15 protein-coding genes are annotated in these 16,261 nt (G+C 41.9%); 2 read left to right on the plus strand and 13 right to left on the minus strand.

Features of this window, described 5'->3' with window-relative positions; translation table 11 throughout:
* Positions 1-50: 50 nt before the first annotated feature.
* From BA1_RS00925 to BA1_RS00945, 5 genes are all read right to left on the minus strand, one after another.
* Positions 51-458: a hypothetical protein gene (locus BA1_RS00925; protein ID WP_008354719.1), complete on the minus strand. Its 408-nt coding sequence runs from the start codon at positions 456-458 to the stop codon at positions 51-53.
* 72 nt (positions 459-530) lie between these two features.
* Positions 531-779, minus strand: coding sequence for a YlbE-like family protein (locus tag BA1_RS00930; protein WP_008354720.1), 249 nt, complete (start codon positions 777-779; stop codon positions 531-533).
* Positions 780-798: 19 nt separating this feature from the next.
* The gene (locus BA1_RS00935) at positions 799-1,218 is read right to left on the minus strand and encodes a YlbD family protein (RefSeq protein WP_008354722.1); all 420 of its coding nucleotides are present in this window, start codon (positions 1,216-1,218) and stop codon (positions 799-801) included.
* Between the two features lie 110 nt (positions 1,219-1,328).
* Positions 1,329-2,372, minus strand: a complete 1,044-nt coding sequence (locus BA1_RS00940) for a CAP domain-containing protein (protein WP_008354724.1) — start codon at positions 2,370-2,372, stop codon at positions 1,329-1,331.
* Between the two features lie 121 nt (positions 2,373-2,493).
* A complete protein-coding gene (locus BA1_RS00945; RefSeq protein ID WP_034738137.1) occupies positions 2,494-2,916 on the minus strand; it encodes a CBS domain-containing protein in 423 nt (140 codons plus the stop codon).
* A 161-nt stretch (positions 2,917-3,077) separates the two neighbouring features.
* Here BA1_RS00945 and BA1_RS00950 point away from each other — a divergent pair, with 161 nt between their 5' ends.
* Positions 3,078-3,443, plus strand: coding sequence for a YugN family protein (locus BA1_RS00950; RefSeq protein ID WP_008354728.1), 366 nt, complete (start codon positions 3,078-3,080; stop codon positions 3,441-3,443).
* Between the two features lie 84 nt (positions 3,444-3,527).
* On the opposite strand, the gene ctaG is transcribed toward BA1_RS00950, so the two are convergent.
* From ctaG to cyoE, 6 genes are all read right to left on the minus strand, one after another.
* On the minus strand, positions 3,528-4,406 hold the full coding sequence (ctaG, locus tag BA1_RS00955) for a cytochrome c oxidase assembly factor CtaG (protein ID WP_008354729.1): 879 nt from the start codon (positions 4,404-4,406) through the stop codon (positions 3,528-3,530).
* A gap of 30 nt (positions 4,407-4,436) precedes the next feature.
* Positions 4,437-4,766: a cytochrome c oxidase subunit IVB gene (gene ctaF / locus BA1_RS00960; RefSeq protein WP_003211520.1), complete on the minus strand. Its 330-nt coding sequence runs from the start codon at positions 4,764-4,766 to the stop codon at positions 4,437-4,439.
* A 2-nt stretch (positions 4,767-4,768) separates the two neighbouring features.
* A complete protein-coding gene (ctaE, locus tag BA1_RS00965) occupies positions 4,769-5,389 on the minus strand; it encodes a cytochrome c oxidase subunit III (RefSeq protein WP_008354731.1) in 621 nt (206 codons plus the stop codon).
* Positions 5,389-7,260: a cytochrome c oxidase subunit I gene (ctaD, locus tag BA1_RS00970; protein ID WP_034738121.1), complete on the minus strand. Its 1,872-nt coding sequence runs from the start codon at positions 7,258-7,260 to the stop codon at positions 5,389-5,391. Before ctaD ends, ctaE begins: the two co-directional genes overlap by 1 nt.
* Before the next feature lie 190 nt (positions 7,261-7,450).
* Positions 7,451-8,518, minus strand: coding sequence for a cytochrome c oxidase subunit II (coxB, locus tag BA1_RS00975; RefSeq protein WP_008354735.1), 1,068 nt, complete (start codon positions 8,516-8,518; stop codon positions 7,451-7,453).
* Between the two features lie 279 nt (positions 8,519-8,797).
* Entirely contained in the window at positions 8,798-9,715 is a 918-nt protein-coding gene (cyoE, locus tag BA1_RS00980) for a heme o synthase (RefSeq protein ID WP_008354737.1), read from the minus strand.
* A 550-nt stretch (positions 9,716-10,265) separates the two neighbouring features.
* Here cyoE and BA1_RS00985 point away from each other — a divergent pair.
* The gene (locus tag BA1_RS00985) at positions 10,266-11,189 is read left to right on the plus strand and encodes a COX15/CtaA family protein (protein ID WP_008354740.1); all 924 of its coding nucleotides are present in this window, start codon (positions 10,266-10,268) and stop codon (positions 11,187-11,189) included.
* Between the two features lie 37 nt (positions 11,190-11,226).
* Here the strand turns inward: BA1_RS00985 and BA1_RS00990 are convergent, their stop codons facing one another.
* Positions 11,227-12,660: a cryptochrome/photolyase family protein gene (locus BA1_RS00990; protein ID WP_008354741.1), complete on the minus strand. Its 1,434-nt coding sequence runs from the start codon at positions 12,658-12,660 to the stop codon at positions 11,227-11,229.
* Between the two features lie 99 nt (positions 12,661-12,759).
* Positions 12,760-16,206 (minus strand): pyruvate carboxylase, encoded by a 3,447-nt coding sequence (gene pyc / locus BA1_RS00995; protein ID WP_008354743.1) that lies wholly within the window; start codon positions 16,204-16,206, stop codon positions 12,760-12,762.
* Positions 16,207-16,261: the final 55 nt, after the last annotated feature.

Genomic DNA, 16,261 nt, shown 5'->3' on the forward strand with positions numbered 1-16,261 from the left:
GCACCTCCAATACATAGTTTACCATGAAACCTATGGATCAGAAAATGCTTTTACATGACAAATACATCCCATGTTTCTCTTTTCTGCTTATATTCGGGGTGACGAGAATTCAGCACAACGGTCATTTTATGCTTTCCCTTTGAAAGATGCTTGACCACAAACGCAGCAGTATACTCATTGCCCGCACGTTTCCCGTCTACATATACAGTAAAATACCCTGTCTTCTGATCCTTTCTTAAGGGAGAAGGCTCAAGATGAACATCTTGAAGTGTACTTTCTATATAGACCACCGATCCCTGCACTTTGTATTTTAAAAAGCCTTGCTGCTTCATTTCACTTTGCGTCTGCTGTAAGACTGGTACTGCTTGTTCCTGCTTCGTTACTTGCTCTTTTTCATGTTGACTTTGACACCCGGTGACAAGAAAAAGCAATGCGCATATTGACAGCATCCATTTCATGATCTGATTCTCCTTTCGTCTACTTTCATAGGATGCTCATGAAATAGACATCTTAATCAACTCAAAAAAGCCTCACCCGGCTCCATTTTGATTGCGCATTGCTTGAAACATCTGAATCATCATTTCAGCCATTTGGACACTATTGCTCAACTGACTCACACGATGAGGAATGGTTTTTTCGTAAAAGTTCATTTTATCTAATTCAAAGGAATTTAGATTTTCAGGATGCCGCGTCAGCTGTCTGTACCAGAGCGGACGTTGCCTGATGAATTTGATTCGATCCTCTTCGGCCATGACAAACTCTTGTACTTCTCTCCGCACCAAAAGCATCCCCTTTCCATTAATCTTTCCTGAAGGAGAATGGGTGCTGGCTGCCTCCAGATGAACCCTTCTTTGAGCCATTTGATGAAAATTGACCGAGTAAGCTTTGTAAAGAGGAAATAGACTGGCTCATTTTATTAATTTGTTCATTCATTTGATCAGCGTCCATTTTTTTCACAGCAGAAACCATTTTAGACATAAAATCTGCTTTTCCTGGTTCACTTTTCTTAGTGGCTTTATCTTTTTTTTCTTTTCCTTCTTCAGATGGTTCTTGACGGTAAGGAGACCACATCTCATCTTCCTCACCAAACATGACCCAATTCTCGTATAAGCTTTGCCAGCTTTTTTCTTGCGTCTGCACTTCTTGAATTAATTTCGGATGGCGTCTGACGAACTGTTTAAATTCATCAATGGATGTTTGCTTTTGTTTATTTGTCATATCCTCACCCCCCATACAAATGCCTACTATACTATATACACCAGCATCTGTTTTGGTGAGCCTCTTTTTTATAAAAAAACAGCCGCGATGATTGCGCAGCTGTTTGAGTGTTAAGACGTTTTCTTAATGAAGTTTTGTGTATAGTACTTTTCTTTCACACCGACGCCAAGGTGCGTATAATCCTGATTTAATAGCGCCTTCCGGTGACCTTCACTATTCAGCCAGCCTTCTACGGCTGCAGGGCCGTCTACATAATTATAGGCAATGTTTTCCCCAGCAAGCTGAAATGTGACTTCGCCTCTTTCTAACCGGTCTTTTAGCGTCCCGTACTTTTTAGAGTCATGGGAAAAATAGTGATTCTCTTTCATGTCCTCACTATGCATAAATGCCACTTCAGACGTTTCATCATCCCACTTTAAGGTCGGCAGTTTGTACTTATGCCGGATAATATTGGTCATATCAAAAATTTGTTTTTGACTGGAAGCTTCAATATCTTTCCACTTTTCACCCGAGATGGCGTCAGGCTCAATCAATTGACCTCGGTAAACGACTTCATATGGCTTTTGTTTCACAAATGTATCTGCGTTAAAGGCTCTGATGCTCGAAAGAGTGCCTTCAAACTTATCCATATAGAGCTGGACATACACATCATCTCCCACTTTCACCGTCGGCCTTGTGTTCATATCATCTTCTGAGAATTCAAAGCGATATGAATTTTGCTCATCCTCTACATGAATGTAAGGAGCGATTTGTGTCTTTTTAAATACTTCACTCGTGGCTTGACCGATTTTAAATGGTTCAACATTCAGGCCATCCCCAGTTGCAAACAAGGTCACCACTTTACTGTCCTTTACCCCTACTTGAATATAGTGTTTCTTCGATTGGTTGTATATCCACCAGTCATAATCATATGCGGAAGGATCAATGCGATCTGGTTCTCCCAGCTGTTTAAGCACTTCGTTTGAAGACTTCCCCATAAAGGACATGAGGCCCTTTTTAGGGATATTGATCGGCTTATCGCTAGATGTTTCTTCATTAGACACCTTCGGCTCATTGCTGTTATCTTTTTCTGGTGAAGATCCATATTGAATAAACAGAACATACGTTCCAGATATAATCAGGAGGATGAAGAGTGTTTTAAGCACAGTTTTCAAATAAACACCTCCGTTAAATTGGCAAGGTACAAAAAGTACCTTCTACTGTCATTTAAACAAAACTTGCGCCATTTATCAACGACAATACAGCCTATTTAACACGAATTTAAAATATGCCCCTCTAGTGAAGAAATCCTTGTCCATGATCTTGATCCTGTTGAGAGATTTCCGTCAGCGCATCTCCCGCACGATCATTCGATAAATCTTCGACTGATAAATCTCCAAGGGCAACGATTCCCGTTAGTGCTCCGTTTTTGACAACGGGGATACGGCGAAGCTGATGTTCGGACATCAACCGTACGATTTCTTCTAGCGTGGCATCTTCTTCAGCTGTCAATACTTCCTTTGTCATCAGTGCGTCAATTTCCTGTGAATTTGGCTTTTTCTCAGCAATGCCTCGCAGTACAAGGTCACGGTCTGTTACAATGCCAACGAGCTGATCTCCATCAACTACTGGAATGGCACCGATGTCAGCATCTCTCATTTTGACTGCCGCTTCGTAGGCATTATCGTCCTTTTGGCAAGTCACTACTTTTTTCGTCATGATATCTTTGATTTTTTTCGTTTTCACGTTGATTCCTCCATCCGTTATTTTCTTTATTACTGTAACCAGCTTATAAAAGAACATACCTTTCACAGTTGAAAGTTTAACGCTTTCATACTATGATTGTCAGTAAAGGGAATTTTTATAAGGAGGGGTTTTGGGTGAAGTTTGAAGGAACGGGAATTGAAGAGGTATCAGCTGACTTAAATAAATTGGATTTTATTATGGAAAGTGAAGGATTTGTACGAGCCGATCAATGGGATTATGAACGCGTGACGTACGACAAGAAGTACAAGATGGTAGAGGGAACATTTTATTTACGAATCTCCGGATACGCCACAGAAGGAGATGTCGGCTCCAAAAAAGCACACATCCAACTACTGACACCTTTACTTGGAAAACACTACTATCCGCACGGTGTTGAATATGGAGAAGGCGAAGACTTCCCTAAATCTCTTATTCAATCAAGCCAAAAAACGCTGAACCAATTGAAAGAAAAACTAGAATCTATGACTGCTGAAGCATAAAAGAAGACAAAGGGCTAAAATCAAGATCATTTTAGCCCTTTGTCAACAATTTGGAAGCACAGCCCCTCTGGCTGTGCTTTTTATTTATTCATATTTCGGAATGAGCGCATCTGGTACGGCATCTTTCGCTCTTTCCTTTCTTGCCCAGTCAAAGAAAACAACAGCAAGAATCGAGCCGTATACAATCTCCTGAATAATTTTCATTAAAATAGCGCCTAGCTGCTGATCTTCTAGCAGCGGCAACGTATGAAACATGTCAGGGCCAGTGAGCGCAAGTCCTGTGAGCATATCACTTGGCACACATAGATGAAGTGCTTGAATCCATGCGCCGGCATCTGAATAGGTCGCATAGATAGGTGCCTCACTAAACATAATGAGTGCACAGGCAGGTGTCATTAAAATACCATCTGCCATAATATACCCCAGCTTTAAAATACCCGTGATCTGCGGCTGACTTTGGACTTTATGGACAAGCGGCCACCACATGAAAAAGGCAGCGATAAAGATAACAACTGTCATCAATGCATGATAAAACGGATCGGTTTTAACAAAATCAAACACAAGCGGAATATGATACAGCGAAAACAATCCGTTAAATCCAAGGAGGGCAATCAAAGGCTTGGAAAACAAACGAAAAACAGCCTGAATGCCTCGCGTCTGAATGATCCGCTCCCAAATCGCAGCAGGTAAACCTGTGATCAGAAGCGGCGGGATGACTAAATAGAGCACAGCCATTTGCGCCATATGTGCACTGAACATAATATGCCCCATTAAATCAATCGGACTGCCCTTCACTGCATATAACAAAACAAGCCCAGTCAGAAACAGCGTTTTCTCTTTCACCGTCGCACGGTGCTTTCCCTTTGTCACAAGAAGCAAATAAAAAGCAGCTGCAACCACAATACATATCAAATAGTAAGGACTCCATAAAGCCCGGAATCCGAATATCTCTAAGTTTTCCATTGCTGCGCCTCCTTCAAGGGCAAAGCGGGCTTACCACCAAATAATGGTCAAAAAGGCTAAAACGGTAATAAACGCGACAAACACACCTGAGTAAAGAAACAACGCGGGTGTTTCATGCCCTTTTTGGTTCATGTGCATAAAATAATAAAGCTGGAAGGCCACCTGAATGACTGCAAGCAGTAAAATAAAAGGGACTGCGAACCAATTTCCGACGTCTTCAGAGGCGATCGTTAAAAAGGCAACAAACGTTAAACCAATCATCAAGCCGAAAGAAATGAGCTGATGCTTCATTTCTTCGGCATTTTTCTTTTTACGATAGACAAGATCGACTTTGGACTGATTTGTGTTTTTATTTCCCATTCTTATCCCACCATTCCCATTAAATATACAACGGTAAAGATGAAGACCCACACAACATCAATGAAATGCCAATAAAGGCTTGCCACATAATATTTTGGTGCATTGTATAAATCGAGTCCGCGTCTCATATTCCGAATCATAAGAGCGGTGATCCAGCAAAGCCCAAATGCAACGTGAGCTCCGTGTGTTCCTACAAGTGTATAGAAGGAAGAGCCAAGTGCAGAGCTGGTAATGGTAAATTCATACGCATGCACATAGTGATAAAACTCATAAATTTCAACCCCTAAAAATCCAGCACCTAAAAGAACAGTGACACCGAGCCAAAGCTGCATTTTTTTAAAGGCAAAGTTTTTCATATGATACATGGCATACACACTCGTTAAACTGCTCGTTAACAGGAGCATTGTGGCAATAAAGACAAGTGTGAGGTCAAACATTTCGGTTGTTTTTGCTCCGCCTGCATTCGAATTTTTCAGCGCCAAGTAAGTGGCGAACAAAGATGCGAACAGGACGGTTTCTCCCCCAAGAAACAACCAGAACCCGACGAACTTATTCTTTCCTTCTAACGTGGCTTTCTCTGGAGAAGCCGGAAAGGTTTCCGCTGTCATTTTTTGTGGTTCCATTATGCTTTCACCCCTTTATCATCGTCATCCGTCAAATCTTCTTTGTGAATATGGTATCCATGATCATCTTTAAGAGACCTGACCAGCATGGTCGTAAATGTGATGCCAAGACCAATGAAAATCACTGGAAGACCCCAGTCGTGCTCTTGACGATACATGAAACCAAACGCTGACACAAATAGACCGAATGAGATAATGATAGGCAAGATGGAATTATTCGGCATGTGAATATCATCGAGCGGTTCAGATGCTGTCATTCCTTTTCTACCATCCATTTTCTCAATCCATAATGGATCAAGGCCTCGTACAAGCGGTAGCTGCTTAAAGTTATATTCTGGCGGAGGTGAAGTGACTGCCCATTCAAGGGTTCTTCCATCTCCCCAAGGATCGCTCGACACCCGCTCTCCTTTTGCCGTTGTCCAGATGACGTTAATGAGCATAATCACGACTGCCACAAACATAAACAGTGCCCCAATTGAACTGATCAAATTCCCAAGCTCGAGACCCTGTCCCGGCAGGAACGTAAATACCCGGCGCGGCATGCCCCATAAGCCGAGGAAATGCTGGATAAAGAACGTTAAATGGAAACCGATGAAAAAGAACACAAAGCCAATTTTTCCAAGTTTCTCATTCAGTAATTTCCCAAACATTTTCGGCCACCAATAATGCACACCTGCTAAAATTCCGAATACCACCCCACCGATAATGACGTAGTGGAAATGCGCCACAACAAAGTACGTATCATGGAACTGATAATCTGCTGCTGCTGCTGCAAGCATGATCCCGGTTACCCCGCCAAGTAAGAACGACGGAATGAACGCAACAGAATACAGCATTGGCGTTGTAAACTTCACATTACCGCCCCAGATAGTGAGCAGCCAGTTGAATACTTTGATTCCTGTTGGCACTGCAATTGCCATCGTGGCTACGGCAAAGATCGCATTTGCAATTGGTCCAAGTCCCGTTGTAAACATGTGATGCGCCCATACCATGAACCCAAGGAAACCAATCAATACAGTGGCAAATACCATGGATGAATAACCAAACAATCTTTTTCTTGCAAACACAGGAATGATCTCAGAGAAGATTCCAAATGCCGGCAGAATCAAGATATATACTTCCGGGTGTCCGAAAATCCAGAACAAATGCTCCCAGATGATCGTATTCCCTCCGAGCTCTGGATTGAAAAAGCTCGTATCAAACATTCGATCAAGCATCAGCATCGCAAGCCCTGCTGTGAGCGGCGGGAATGCGAATAAAATCAGTGCAGATGCAACAAATGTCGTCCAGGTAAAGAGCGGCATTCTCATATACGTCATGCCAGGTGCTCTCATATTAATAATCGTCACAAGAAAGTTAATACCGGCAATCAGCGTTCCAATACCCGCTATCTGCAAGCCTAAAATATAGAAATCCATGCCATGCCCTTCTGAATTCAGCGTGAGCGACGCATAGGCAGTCCAGCCCGCATCAGGTGACCCGCCCATAAACCAGCCAAGGTTTAAGAAAATCCCTCCGAAAAAGAAGAGCCAAAAACCTAGTGAATTCACAAACGGAAATGCTACGTCACGTGCACCAATTTGAATTGGTACAACCGCATTCATTAATGCAAATAAAAGCGGCATTGCTGCAAGGAAAATCATCGTCGTTCCATGCATGGTCATGATTTCATTGTAAACCCCTGCACTTACAAAATCATTTTCTGGGATGGCTAGCTGAATACGGATAAACATTGCTTCCAGACCGCCAACCAAAAAGAAAAATCCCCCTGCCACTAAATACAGTACGGCAATTTTTTTGTGGTCAACCGTCGTCAAGTAATCCCATAAGACAGCGCCAAACCCCCGCTTTTTAGCTATTGTATTCACCATGAAATCCCCCTCTTATCTCCCATTTGCCCCTTTTCATATCAATGTCTATCTTCACGATCTCTCAAACAGACTGTGTCTGACAGATGACTATTTCTTGGATGTAGAGACTTATTCGGGAGCTCTTAACAAAAACTTCACATAGATCACATACCCTTTTGAACGTGCACAGCTTCAAAGGATGTTCAAGACATCACTCGATTTTCAGACCTTTTAAATACTCGTAGAGTGCATCCGCTTCTGAGTCATTTAATTTAGGGTACGTCCCTGTCATCTTATTGCCTGGTTTAAAGCTCTCTGGATTTTTCAGCCAAGCCTTGACATTTTCTTTGTTCATGTCTTTGATCCCAGCTACTTTTGTCCGCTCTCCGAAGGTTGCAAGGTTTGGAGCCGTCCTTGCCGCCTCCGGCCGTTCATCACTAGGCTCTACAGCATGACAGCTTAAGCAGTTTTTCTCTTTAAAGAGCTTTTCACCCTCAAGGGCCAAATCTGATGTAGATGAAGGCTTTTGATAATCCGCCATCTTTTTCGTCCACCCTAAAAACTCATCCTGAGAAAGCGTTTTAACTTTAAAGTCCATTAAAGCATGTGAAGGGCCGCAAAGCTCCGCACATTTCCCGTAGAAATACTCTCCAGCATTTTTCGTTCGTTTTGAGTCAAAGGTTAAATAAAACTTGTTTTCGTTGTCTGTATTTGTATCAATTTTACCCCCAGCCGATGGAACCCAAAAAGAGTGTTTCACATCAGATGCTTTCAGCTTAAAGTATACCTTTTGGTCAGTCGGTACAATCAATTCCTGACTTGTGACAATCCCATAATCAGGGTATTCAAATTCCCACCAATATAAGCTGGCTCTTACATTCACAACAAGTGTCTTTTCAGGATCTCGTTTCTTCTTATCCATAGCGCTTGTATCCCCTAGCTCAAGCGTGTATGCCACAACAGGTACAACGAGAATAATGAGTAGAAGAATTGGAATCGCTGTCCACGTAATTTCTAGGTTGCGGTTCCCTTCCACCTGTTTTGGAATCGTATCTTCTCCCACTTTAGAACGTTTGAATTTAATGATGACGTAAAAGAAAATGATCGATACAACAATGACGACAAGAACCATAATAAGTGTACTCAGTACCGTTAGGAAAAACTGTTTATCTGCTACTTCCCCAACTGGTTTGAGTGTTGATAAGTATGGTTCACCGCAGCCGGCCAAAACGATCGTCAGTAAGAGAAACAGTGAATAAACACGCCATTTTCTTATCATAATTTGTCCCAACCCCTTTTGCTTGATCTCCTTTGCCTTTCGCTTTTTACCTCTTATTTATAAAATCACCTTTCACCCATCAATAACCCCCGCCCCTTATAAAAGCACTTACATTTCCTCTTTTCATAAAAAAATGATGTTTTTACTCAAAATACCATCTATGTATAAACAGAAAGCCGCCTAAATAGAACAGAATATCAGGCGGCTTTCATAGTTGTAAGAAAATGTTGTGTTATAAGATATAGCCATTGTTTTGATGTGATCAAAGTGTATTTCACTCTAGAATAGTGTAATAATAATCATCGCAACGAAAAAGATGGTTAAGTAGTTTAATGAATAAACGAACATGAGTGTTGACCACTTCATGATGTCTTTCATTTTAAAGCCCATAAGACCAATCACCAGCCATCCAATGTTCAGCAATGTGCCAAGTGCGACAATCGGCCACCCTAATCCACTTAAGAAAAATGGAAGCGGGAGAAGACATGCTGTCCAAATGATAATTTGGCGTTTTGTGACTTCAAAGCCATAGACGACTGGAAGCATTGGAATACCTGCTTTGCGGTAATCCTCCGTTTTCTTAATCGCAAGTGACAAGAAGTGCGGGATTTGCCAGATGAACATAATCATAAACAGGACCCAAGCCGTTGTGTCGATTGTGCCTGTAACAGCTGTCCAGCCAATTAATGGTGGAACTGCACCTGATACACTCCCAATGACTGTATTGATGGTGTAATGGCGTTTAGACCACATCGTGTATAGAACTGCATAAGTAAAGACACCAATAAATCCAATCACTGCTGATGTAACGGTTGTCATCAGAAGCATAATGAGTCCAAGTACGACAAGCAAAATGCCAAATGCATACGCTTGCCCCGGCTGAATTTTACCTGTCACCGTCGGTCTTGTTTTTGTTCTTTCCATTAGTATATCAATATCACGGTCAAACGCGTTATTAATGGCGCATGAACCGGCAATAATAAGAGAAGAACCAATCATTGTGAACAGAACAATATCAAGATTCCCAAGGAAACTCATATCTGTAAAATAAAAAGCAAGCCACATTCCAGTAAATGTTGTAATGAAATTGGAATTGACGATGCCCATTTTAATTAGTGCAAGAAAATCTTTCAAAGCTGTTGTTTCTTCTATTTGTCCATGAATAGCTGCATCTACAGCTGTTTTGGAATTTGCCAATGTGTATAACCTCCCTTGCCCAAACCTTCAAACGAACGAATAAAACGTAAAATCGTTACAACTCTATCATACAAGATAAAGAGCTGTAAAAAAACATCCTATTAAATAATAAACGACAAACTTGAAGTTATTTGTGAACTTTTCGTGAATTTATGAGGATGTGCGTTTTAGAAGGCAGTGCAAAATGAAATATTCTCTCCTCTATTTCTATCAGACTGTCAAAGAAAGATCAAGCACTCTAAATCTGTAAACTTTGTGAACTAACATATCATTTTTTTGTGAACTTTGGTCATTATGAATTGCAACAGAACACGCATTTGGCTTAAACTTGAAAGCATGTGAGGTTTTCATGTATCAGCGTGTAGACAAACCCTCGCATGCGCCCGCAGTCCTGCGTGCCGGTGCTCATCCATGTCATTACGCTCCGGTACTCGCCCTTTCTAGACTGCAAAGGTTGTCTATGACGCTGAAAAGAAGGCAAAGGTCTTGTTAGCCCTTTGTCAACCATCTGTTATATTCAGAAGTTTTTTAGAGAAGGTGAAATCATTTGATGAAATTTGCTTTAAGGCTATTGAGCGTTGTCACAACGTTTGTGATGCTGATCGTTCTGATTGGCGGTGCGCTTGTCACAAAAACCGGCTCGGGTCTTGGCTGCGGTCGACAGTGGCCCCTTTGCCACGGTCGTTTCTTCCCTGAAATGAACCCTGCTTCCATCATTGAATGGAGCCACCGCATGTCAACAGGAGTGTCCACCATTCTTGTACTGGCACTGGCGGTCTTATGCTGGAAAAAAATTAGTCCAGTATTCCGTGAAACCAAATTTTTGGTCATCATGTCCATTATATTCTTACTGCTTCAAGCGCTGTTAGGGGCACTCGCAGTCGTGTTTGGTTCTAACGCACTTGTCATGGCACTGCACTTCGGTATTTCACTCATTTCTTTTGCTTCCGTCTTATTGCTTGCGCTTCTTGTGTTTGAAGCAACCAGATCTGAAACAAAACTTGTGAAGCCGCTTTATATCGGCAAAAGAATGCAGTTCCATATTTATGGGTTGATCACATATACGTATATTGTCGTGTATACAGGTGCCTATGTGAGACATACAAAATCAAGTCTTGCCTGCTCTGTCTTCCCGTTTTGTTCAAAAGACGGCGCACTTCCAGCGTATTTCAATCAGTGGGTTCAAATGTCTCACCGAGCAGCAGCCCTTCTTTTATTCGTCTGGATATTTGTCGCTATGTTCCATGCCATTAAACATTATAAAGAACAGAAGCAGCTGTATTACGGATGGATCATTTCAGCCATTCTGATTACACTTCAAGCGATTTCAGGTATCATGTCTGTTTATTCTCAGCTTGCACTAGGTTATGCGCTTGCTCATTCCTTCTTTATTTCTTGTTTGTTTGGTGTCTTATGCTACTTCTGCTTACTCATTGCGCGGTTTAAATATGAAAACAAAGAGCCATTCAGGTAAAAGATAAATCCCCCTTTCATACGAAAGGGGAATTTTTTTATTGACCTTTTGCTTCTTCGAATAGAGAAATGGCTTTCTTGCGTCTTTCTTGATGATCAACTGTAGGCAGAGGATAGGTATCCCCTATTACGCATCCCGACTTCATTTGTTCATCTATAGGCATTTTACTCGGTTCGTGAATCCATTTTTCATCCACATGCTTCAGCTCTGGTACATATCTTCTAATATATTCGCCGCTTGAATCAAATCGCTTTGACTGAGTTGTGGGGTTAAAAATACGGAAGTACGGCACGGCGTCTGTTCCGACAGAGGCTGCCCACTGAAATCCTCCGATATTCGAAGCCTCATCATAATCTACGAGTTTTTTCGCAAAGTACGCCTCGCCCTTTCTCCAATCGATCAAATAATCCTTTGTTAAAAATGAAGCCGTCACCATTCTCAAGCGGTTATGCATCCAGCCTTCTTCATTTAACTGCCTCATCCCCGCATCAACGAGCGGAAAGCCTGTTTCTCCTTTGCACCAAGCTTCAAAAAGTGCCTCATCTTCATTCCATTTGATCCCTTCAAAAGAAGGATTGATTTCTTTTTGTTTCATCTTTGGATAATGCGCAAAAATCATATGATAAAAATCACGCCACGCCAGCTCTTTAATAAATGTTTCCCTGCCCTCATCTTCATAAAGGGCTTCCTCATTAATAGCATGAAAGACCGTTCGGATAGAGATTGTCCCTGTTTTTAAGAACCGAGACAGTTTGCTCGTTCCGAAAACAGACGGAATATCCCGTTTCTTATGATAATGCGTCAGTCTCTTTTGAATAAAGGTATGGAGCGTGTTCATCGCTTTGTCTGAGCCAATTTGATCAAATTTCCTTGCGCACCTCTTGATGATGCCTCTTAATTTGTCATCTCCTTTTTGCGAAAGTGACTCGTTACAAATCATATGCCCGCTAGAGAAGAATGTTTTGTCAACTTTTATCACAGGCTGCTTCTCTTGCTTCCGCCATGATTGATAGTATGGAGTAAACACTTGATAATGAAATCCATCCGCTTTCATAATATCTCTTGCCCCATGAAGGTGGGTATCTTGCCACTTTGACACATGAATGCCCTTTTCTTCTAAAAAATTGGTCACTTGATTATCTCGCCTGTGACCGTTTCCTACTTGATCTTCATTAAAAAAGACGGCTTTGATGTCATAAACATCCATGACCTGCTGAAAGGCAGACAAGACATCATCGTGGAAAAGGTGAACATAAACTTGAGATTCTCTCGCTTCCTTGACGAAATGAGCCAAGTTTTGAAAGAAATGTTCGTTGTTTAAATCCAGCTCCATCTCCGTAAAAAATGGATCTAGATGATAAAAAGCAAATAATGGGTACTGATGTTTTTTTGCGTATGTGATCGCTTTTGATAAGGCCGTATGATCATCCAATCGCATATCTCGGCGAAACCATATCACGACAATTTCCAACGTTCTTCACCTCATCCTATAGTTTAATCACTCCTGCAGATCACTGCACATTTTAATGCGCTCAAAAAAAGACACATCGCGATGGATGTGTCTCTCTCATTATTCAGGTTTTAAAACAATCAGCAGATCACCGGTTTGAATCGGCTCTCCATTCGTGACATGAATTTCATCCACGACTGCAGAGAATGGTGCTTGTACCGTTGTTTCCATTTTCATGGCTTCATTGATCATCAGATGCTCACCTTGTGAAATTTTTTGTCCTTTTTCAACAAGCACTTTGATGACAGTGCCAGGCATTGAAGCAGCAATGTGATTTGGATTTGAGCGATCCGCCTTCATTTTTTCTTGAACAGAGGATTTAATGCTTTCATCCTTAATCACCACTTCACGCGGCTGTCCATTCAGCTCAAAGTAAAGGACTCTTGTAGCATCTGGATTCGGTTCTCCAATAGACACCAGTTTGACAATGAGGGTTTTTCCTTTTTCAATTTCTACCTCAATCTCTTCACCAAGTCTCATCCCGTAGAAGAACGTTGGTGTATCAAGAACGGAGATATCCCCATAGCTTTCTGCTGTTTGAACAAACTCAGAAAAGACTTTCGGATATAAGGCATAGGCAATGGCATCTCGTTCTGTCAACGTTAGATCATGTGATTCTTTGAACTGCTTTTTAATTTCTTCAAAGTCCACTGGCTCGAGCTTCTCACCAGGTCTTACAGTAATCGGCTCTTCCCCTTTTAAAATCAGTTTTTGCAGTTTTTCTGGGAATCCGCCATGCGGCTGTCCTAAATAGCCTTTAAATAATTCAACAACAGAATCTGGGAAGTCCAGTGTTGCTCCTTTTTCGTAGACATCCTCTTCTGTCAAATCATTTTGCACCATATAAAGCGCCATGTCTCCGACCACTTTAGAGGAAGGTGTGACCTTGACAATATCACCAAACATGTCATTCACACGTCTGTACATTTCTTTCACTTCATTCCAGCGGTCGCCAAGGCCGACACCTTTCGCCTGCTGCTGCAGGTTACTATACTGGCCGCCAGGCATTTCATGCTCATAAATTTCTGTATGCGGTGAATTCATACCGCTCTCAAACTCATGATAATATTTTCTGACAGAATCCCAGTATTGAGAAAGACGTTCTACCGCTTTGACATTCATTTCTGGCTTTCTTTCATGTCCATCTAATGCATAATATAATGAGCTTGCACTTGGCTGTGATGTAAGCCCCGCCATCGAACTGACCGCAACATCAACAATATCAACACCTGCGTCGATCGCTCTTGCATAGGTGAATAGTCCATTTCCACTCGTATCGTGTGTATGAAGGTGGATTGGAATGGTGAGCTCGTCTTTTAAAGCAGATACAAGCTCGTAAGCTGCCTGCGGTTTCAGTAATCCCGCCATATCTTTAATGCCTAAAATATGAGCACCTGCGGATTCAAGTTCCTTTGCAAGAGAGACATAGTAGGTCAGATCATACTTCGGACGTGATGGATCAAGAATATCTCCCGTATAACAAATGGCTGCCTCGGCGACTTTGCCTGATTCACGAACAGAATCAATGGCAAGCGTCATGCCCTTGACCCAGTTTAAGCTATCGAAAATACGGAACACGTCAATGCCCGCCTCTGCTGATTCCTTGACAAATGCTTGAATCACATTGTCCGCATAGTTTGTATATCCGACAGCATTCGATGATCTTAAAAGCATTTGGAACAAGGTATTTGGCACTTCTTGACGAAGTTCTTTCAACCTTTCCCAAGGATCTTCTTTCAAGAAACGATACGCCACATCAAATGTAGCACCGCCCCACATTTCCATACTAAACAGCTCTGGCCATAATCCGGCTGTTGGCTGGGCAATTTTCTTTAAGTCATGTGTTCTAAAGCGTGTCGCAAGCAAAGATTGATGTGCATCTCTAAAGGTTGTATCTGTTAAAAGGACGCCGCTTTGATCTTTTACCCAATTGGCGAGCCCCTCAGGTCCATGCGTGTCTAACAATTGTTTTGTTCCAGACGGAATCTCTTGATGGACAGGCAGCTTCGGTACATTTGGTTTGTCAAAATGAGGTTTCTTTTTTTCGGAAATACCCGGGAACCCGTTAATGGTAACGTTGCCAATATAAGTTAACATTTTTGTTCCGCGGTCTTTTTGCTTAGGGAAGTTAAATAGCTCTGGTGTTGAATCGATAAATGATGTATCATATTCCCCTTTTAGAAACTTCTCATGCTTTGCGACGTTTTCAAGAAATGGGATGTTGGTTTTAATGCCGCGAATCCTGAATTCTTGTAAATTTCGAACCATTTTAGCAGCAGCTTGCTCAAATGTAAGAGCCCACGTGGACAGCTTGACCAAAAGTGAATCGTAATAAGGTGTAATGACCGCACCTTGGAAGCTATTCCCTGTATCAAGACGTACACCAAATCCGCCGCCTGAACGGTAAGCCATAATTTTTCCTGTGTCCGGCATAAAGTCATTCAAAGGATCTTCCGTTGTCACCCTTGATTGAATGGCATATCCATGTGTAAAGATATCTTCTTGTTTTGGTATACCGACTTCCTTGCTATGTAGGTCATATCCCTTAGCAACAAGAATTTGGGTTTGAACGATATCGACACCTGTGATCATTTCTGTGATTGTATGCTCGACCTGTACCCTTGGATTGACTTCAATAAAATAAAACTCGCCATTGGCGACTAGGAATTCTACAGTCCCGGCATTGACATACGACACATTTCGCGCCAGCTGAACAGCCGCTTCGCAGATGTCTTCACGTAATTGCTTTGAAAGTGACACACTTGGTGCAACCTCAATGACTTTTTGATGACGCCTTTGAACAGAGCAGTCACGCTCATATAAATGAATGATATTGCCGTGATTATCCCCAATCACCTGCACTTCAATATGTTTCGGATTTTCAATCAGCTTTTCAACGTATACTTCGTCATTTCCAAAAGCAGCTTTCGCTTCTGACTTTGCACGGTCATAGGCTTCACTTAGCTCCTCTTTCGATCTGACAATCCGCATACCTCGGCCGCCGCCTCCAAGTGAAGCTTTAATGATAAACGGGTAACCGTATTCTTCACCGAATGTTTCGACTTCTTTGATCGAACCAACTGGCCCGTCACTTCCTGGAATGACTGGAATTCCAGCTTTTTTCGCTTCATCTCTTGCCTTTACTTTATCTCCAAACATATCTAAGTGCTGAGAAGTTGGACCGATAAACTGGATGCCTTCCTCTTCGCATCGTCTTGCAAAATGAATGTTTTCGGATAAAAATCCGTATCCTGGATGAATCGCATCCACGTCATTTCGTTTTGCAATTTCGATGATCCCCTCGATGTCAAGGTAGGCATCAATCGGCTTTTTCCCTTCTCCAACTAGATATGCTTCATCCGCTTTATAGCGATGATAAGAACCTGAGTCTTCTTTGGAGTAAATGGCTACTGTACGTAAATTGAGCTCCGTACAGGCTCTAAAGACTCTGATAGCGATTTCCCCTCTGTTTGCAACTAGAACCTTTTGAATTGTTCTCTGTGACATTCTCACTCCTCCATATCCCTTAAAATTTTATATGTACTTATAATAAAGGAAGAAA

Source organism: Bacillus xiamenensis (assembly GCF_000300535.1).
Lineage (GTDB): Bacteria > Bacillota > Bacilli > Bacillales > Bacillaceae > Bacillus > Bacillus xiamenensis.

Bases quoted from the DNA above. Each gene is read 5' to 3' on its own strand.
- pyc (WP_008354743.1), bottom strand. From the start codon at position 16,206: ATGTCACAGAGAACAATTCAAAAGGTTCTAGTTGCAAACAGAGGGGAA.
- BA1_RS00985 (WP_008354740.1), top strand. From the start codon at position 10,266: ATGAAATTTGCTTTAAGGCTATTGAGCGTTGTCACAACGTTTGTGATG.
- ctaF (WP_003211520.1), bottom strand. From the start codon at position 4,766: ATGGGAAATAAAAACACAAATCAGTCCAAAGTCGATCTTGTCTATCGT.
- ctaG (WP_008354729.1), bottom strand. From the start codon at position 4,406: ATGGAAAACTTAGAGATATTCGGATTCCGGGCTTTATGGAGTCCTTAC.
- ctaD (WP_034738121.1), bottom strand. From the start codon at position 7,260: ATGGTGAATACAATAGCTAAAAAGCGGGGGTTTGGCGCTGTCTTATGG.
- BA1_RS00925 (WP_008354719.1), bottom strand. From the start codon at position 458: ATGAAATGGATGCTGTCAATATGCGCATTGCTTTTTCTTGTCACCGGG.
- BA1_RS00935 (WP_008354722.1), bottom strand. From the start codon at position 1,218: ATGACAAATAAACAAAAGCAAACATCCATTGATGAATTTAAACAGTTC.
- ctaE (WP_008354731.1), bottom strand. From the start codon at position 5,389: ATGGAACCACAAAAAATGACAGCGGAAACCTTTCCGGCTTCTCCAGAG.
- BA1_RS00945 (WP_034738137.1), bottom strand. From the start codon at position 2,916: ATGACGAAAAAAGTAGTGACTTGCCAAAAGGACGATAATGCCTACGAA.
- coxB (WP_008354735.1), bottom strand. From the start codon at position 8,518: ATGATAAGAAAATGGCGTGTTTATTCACTGTTTCTCTTACTGACGATC.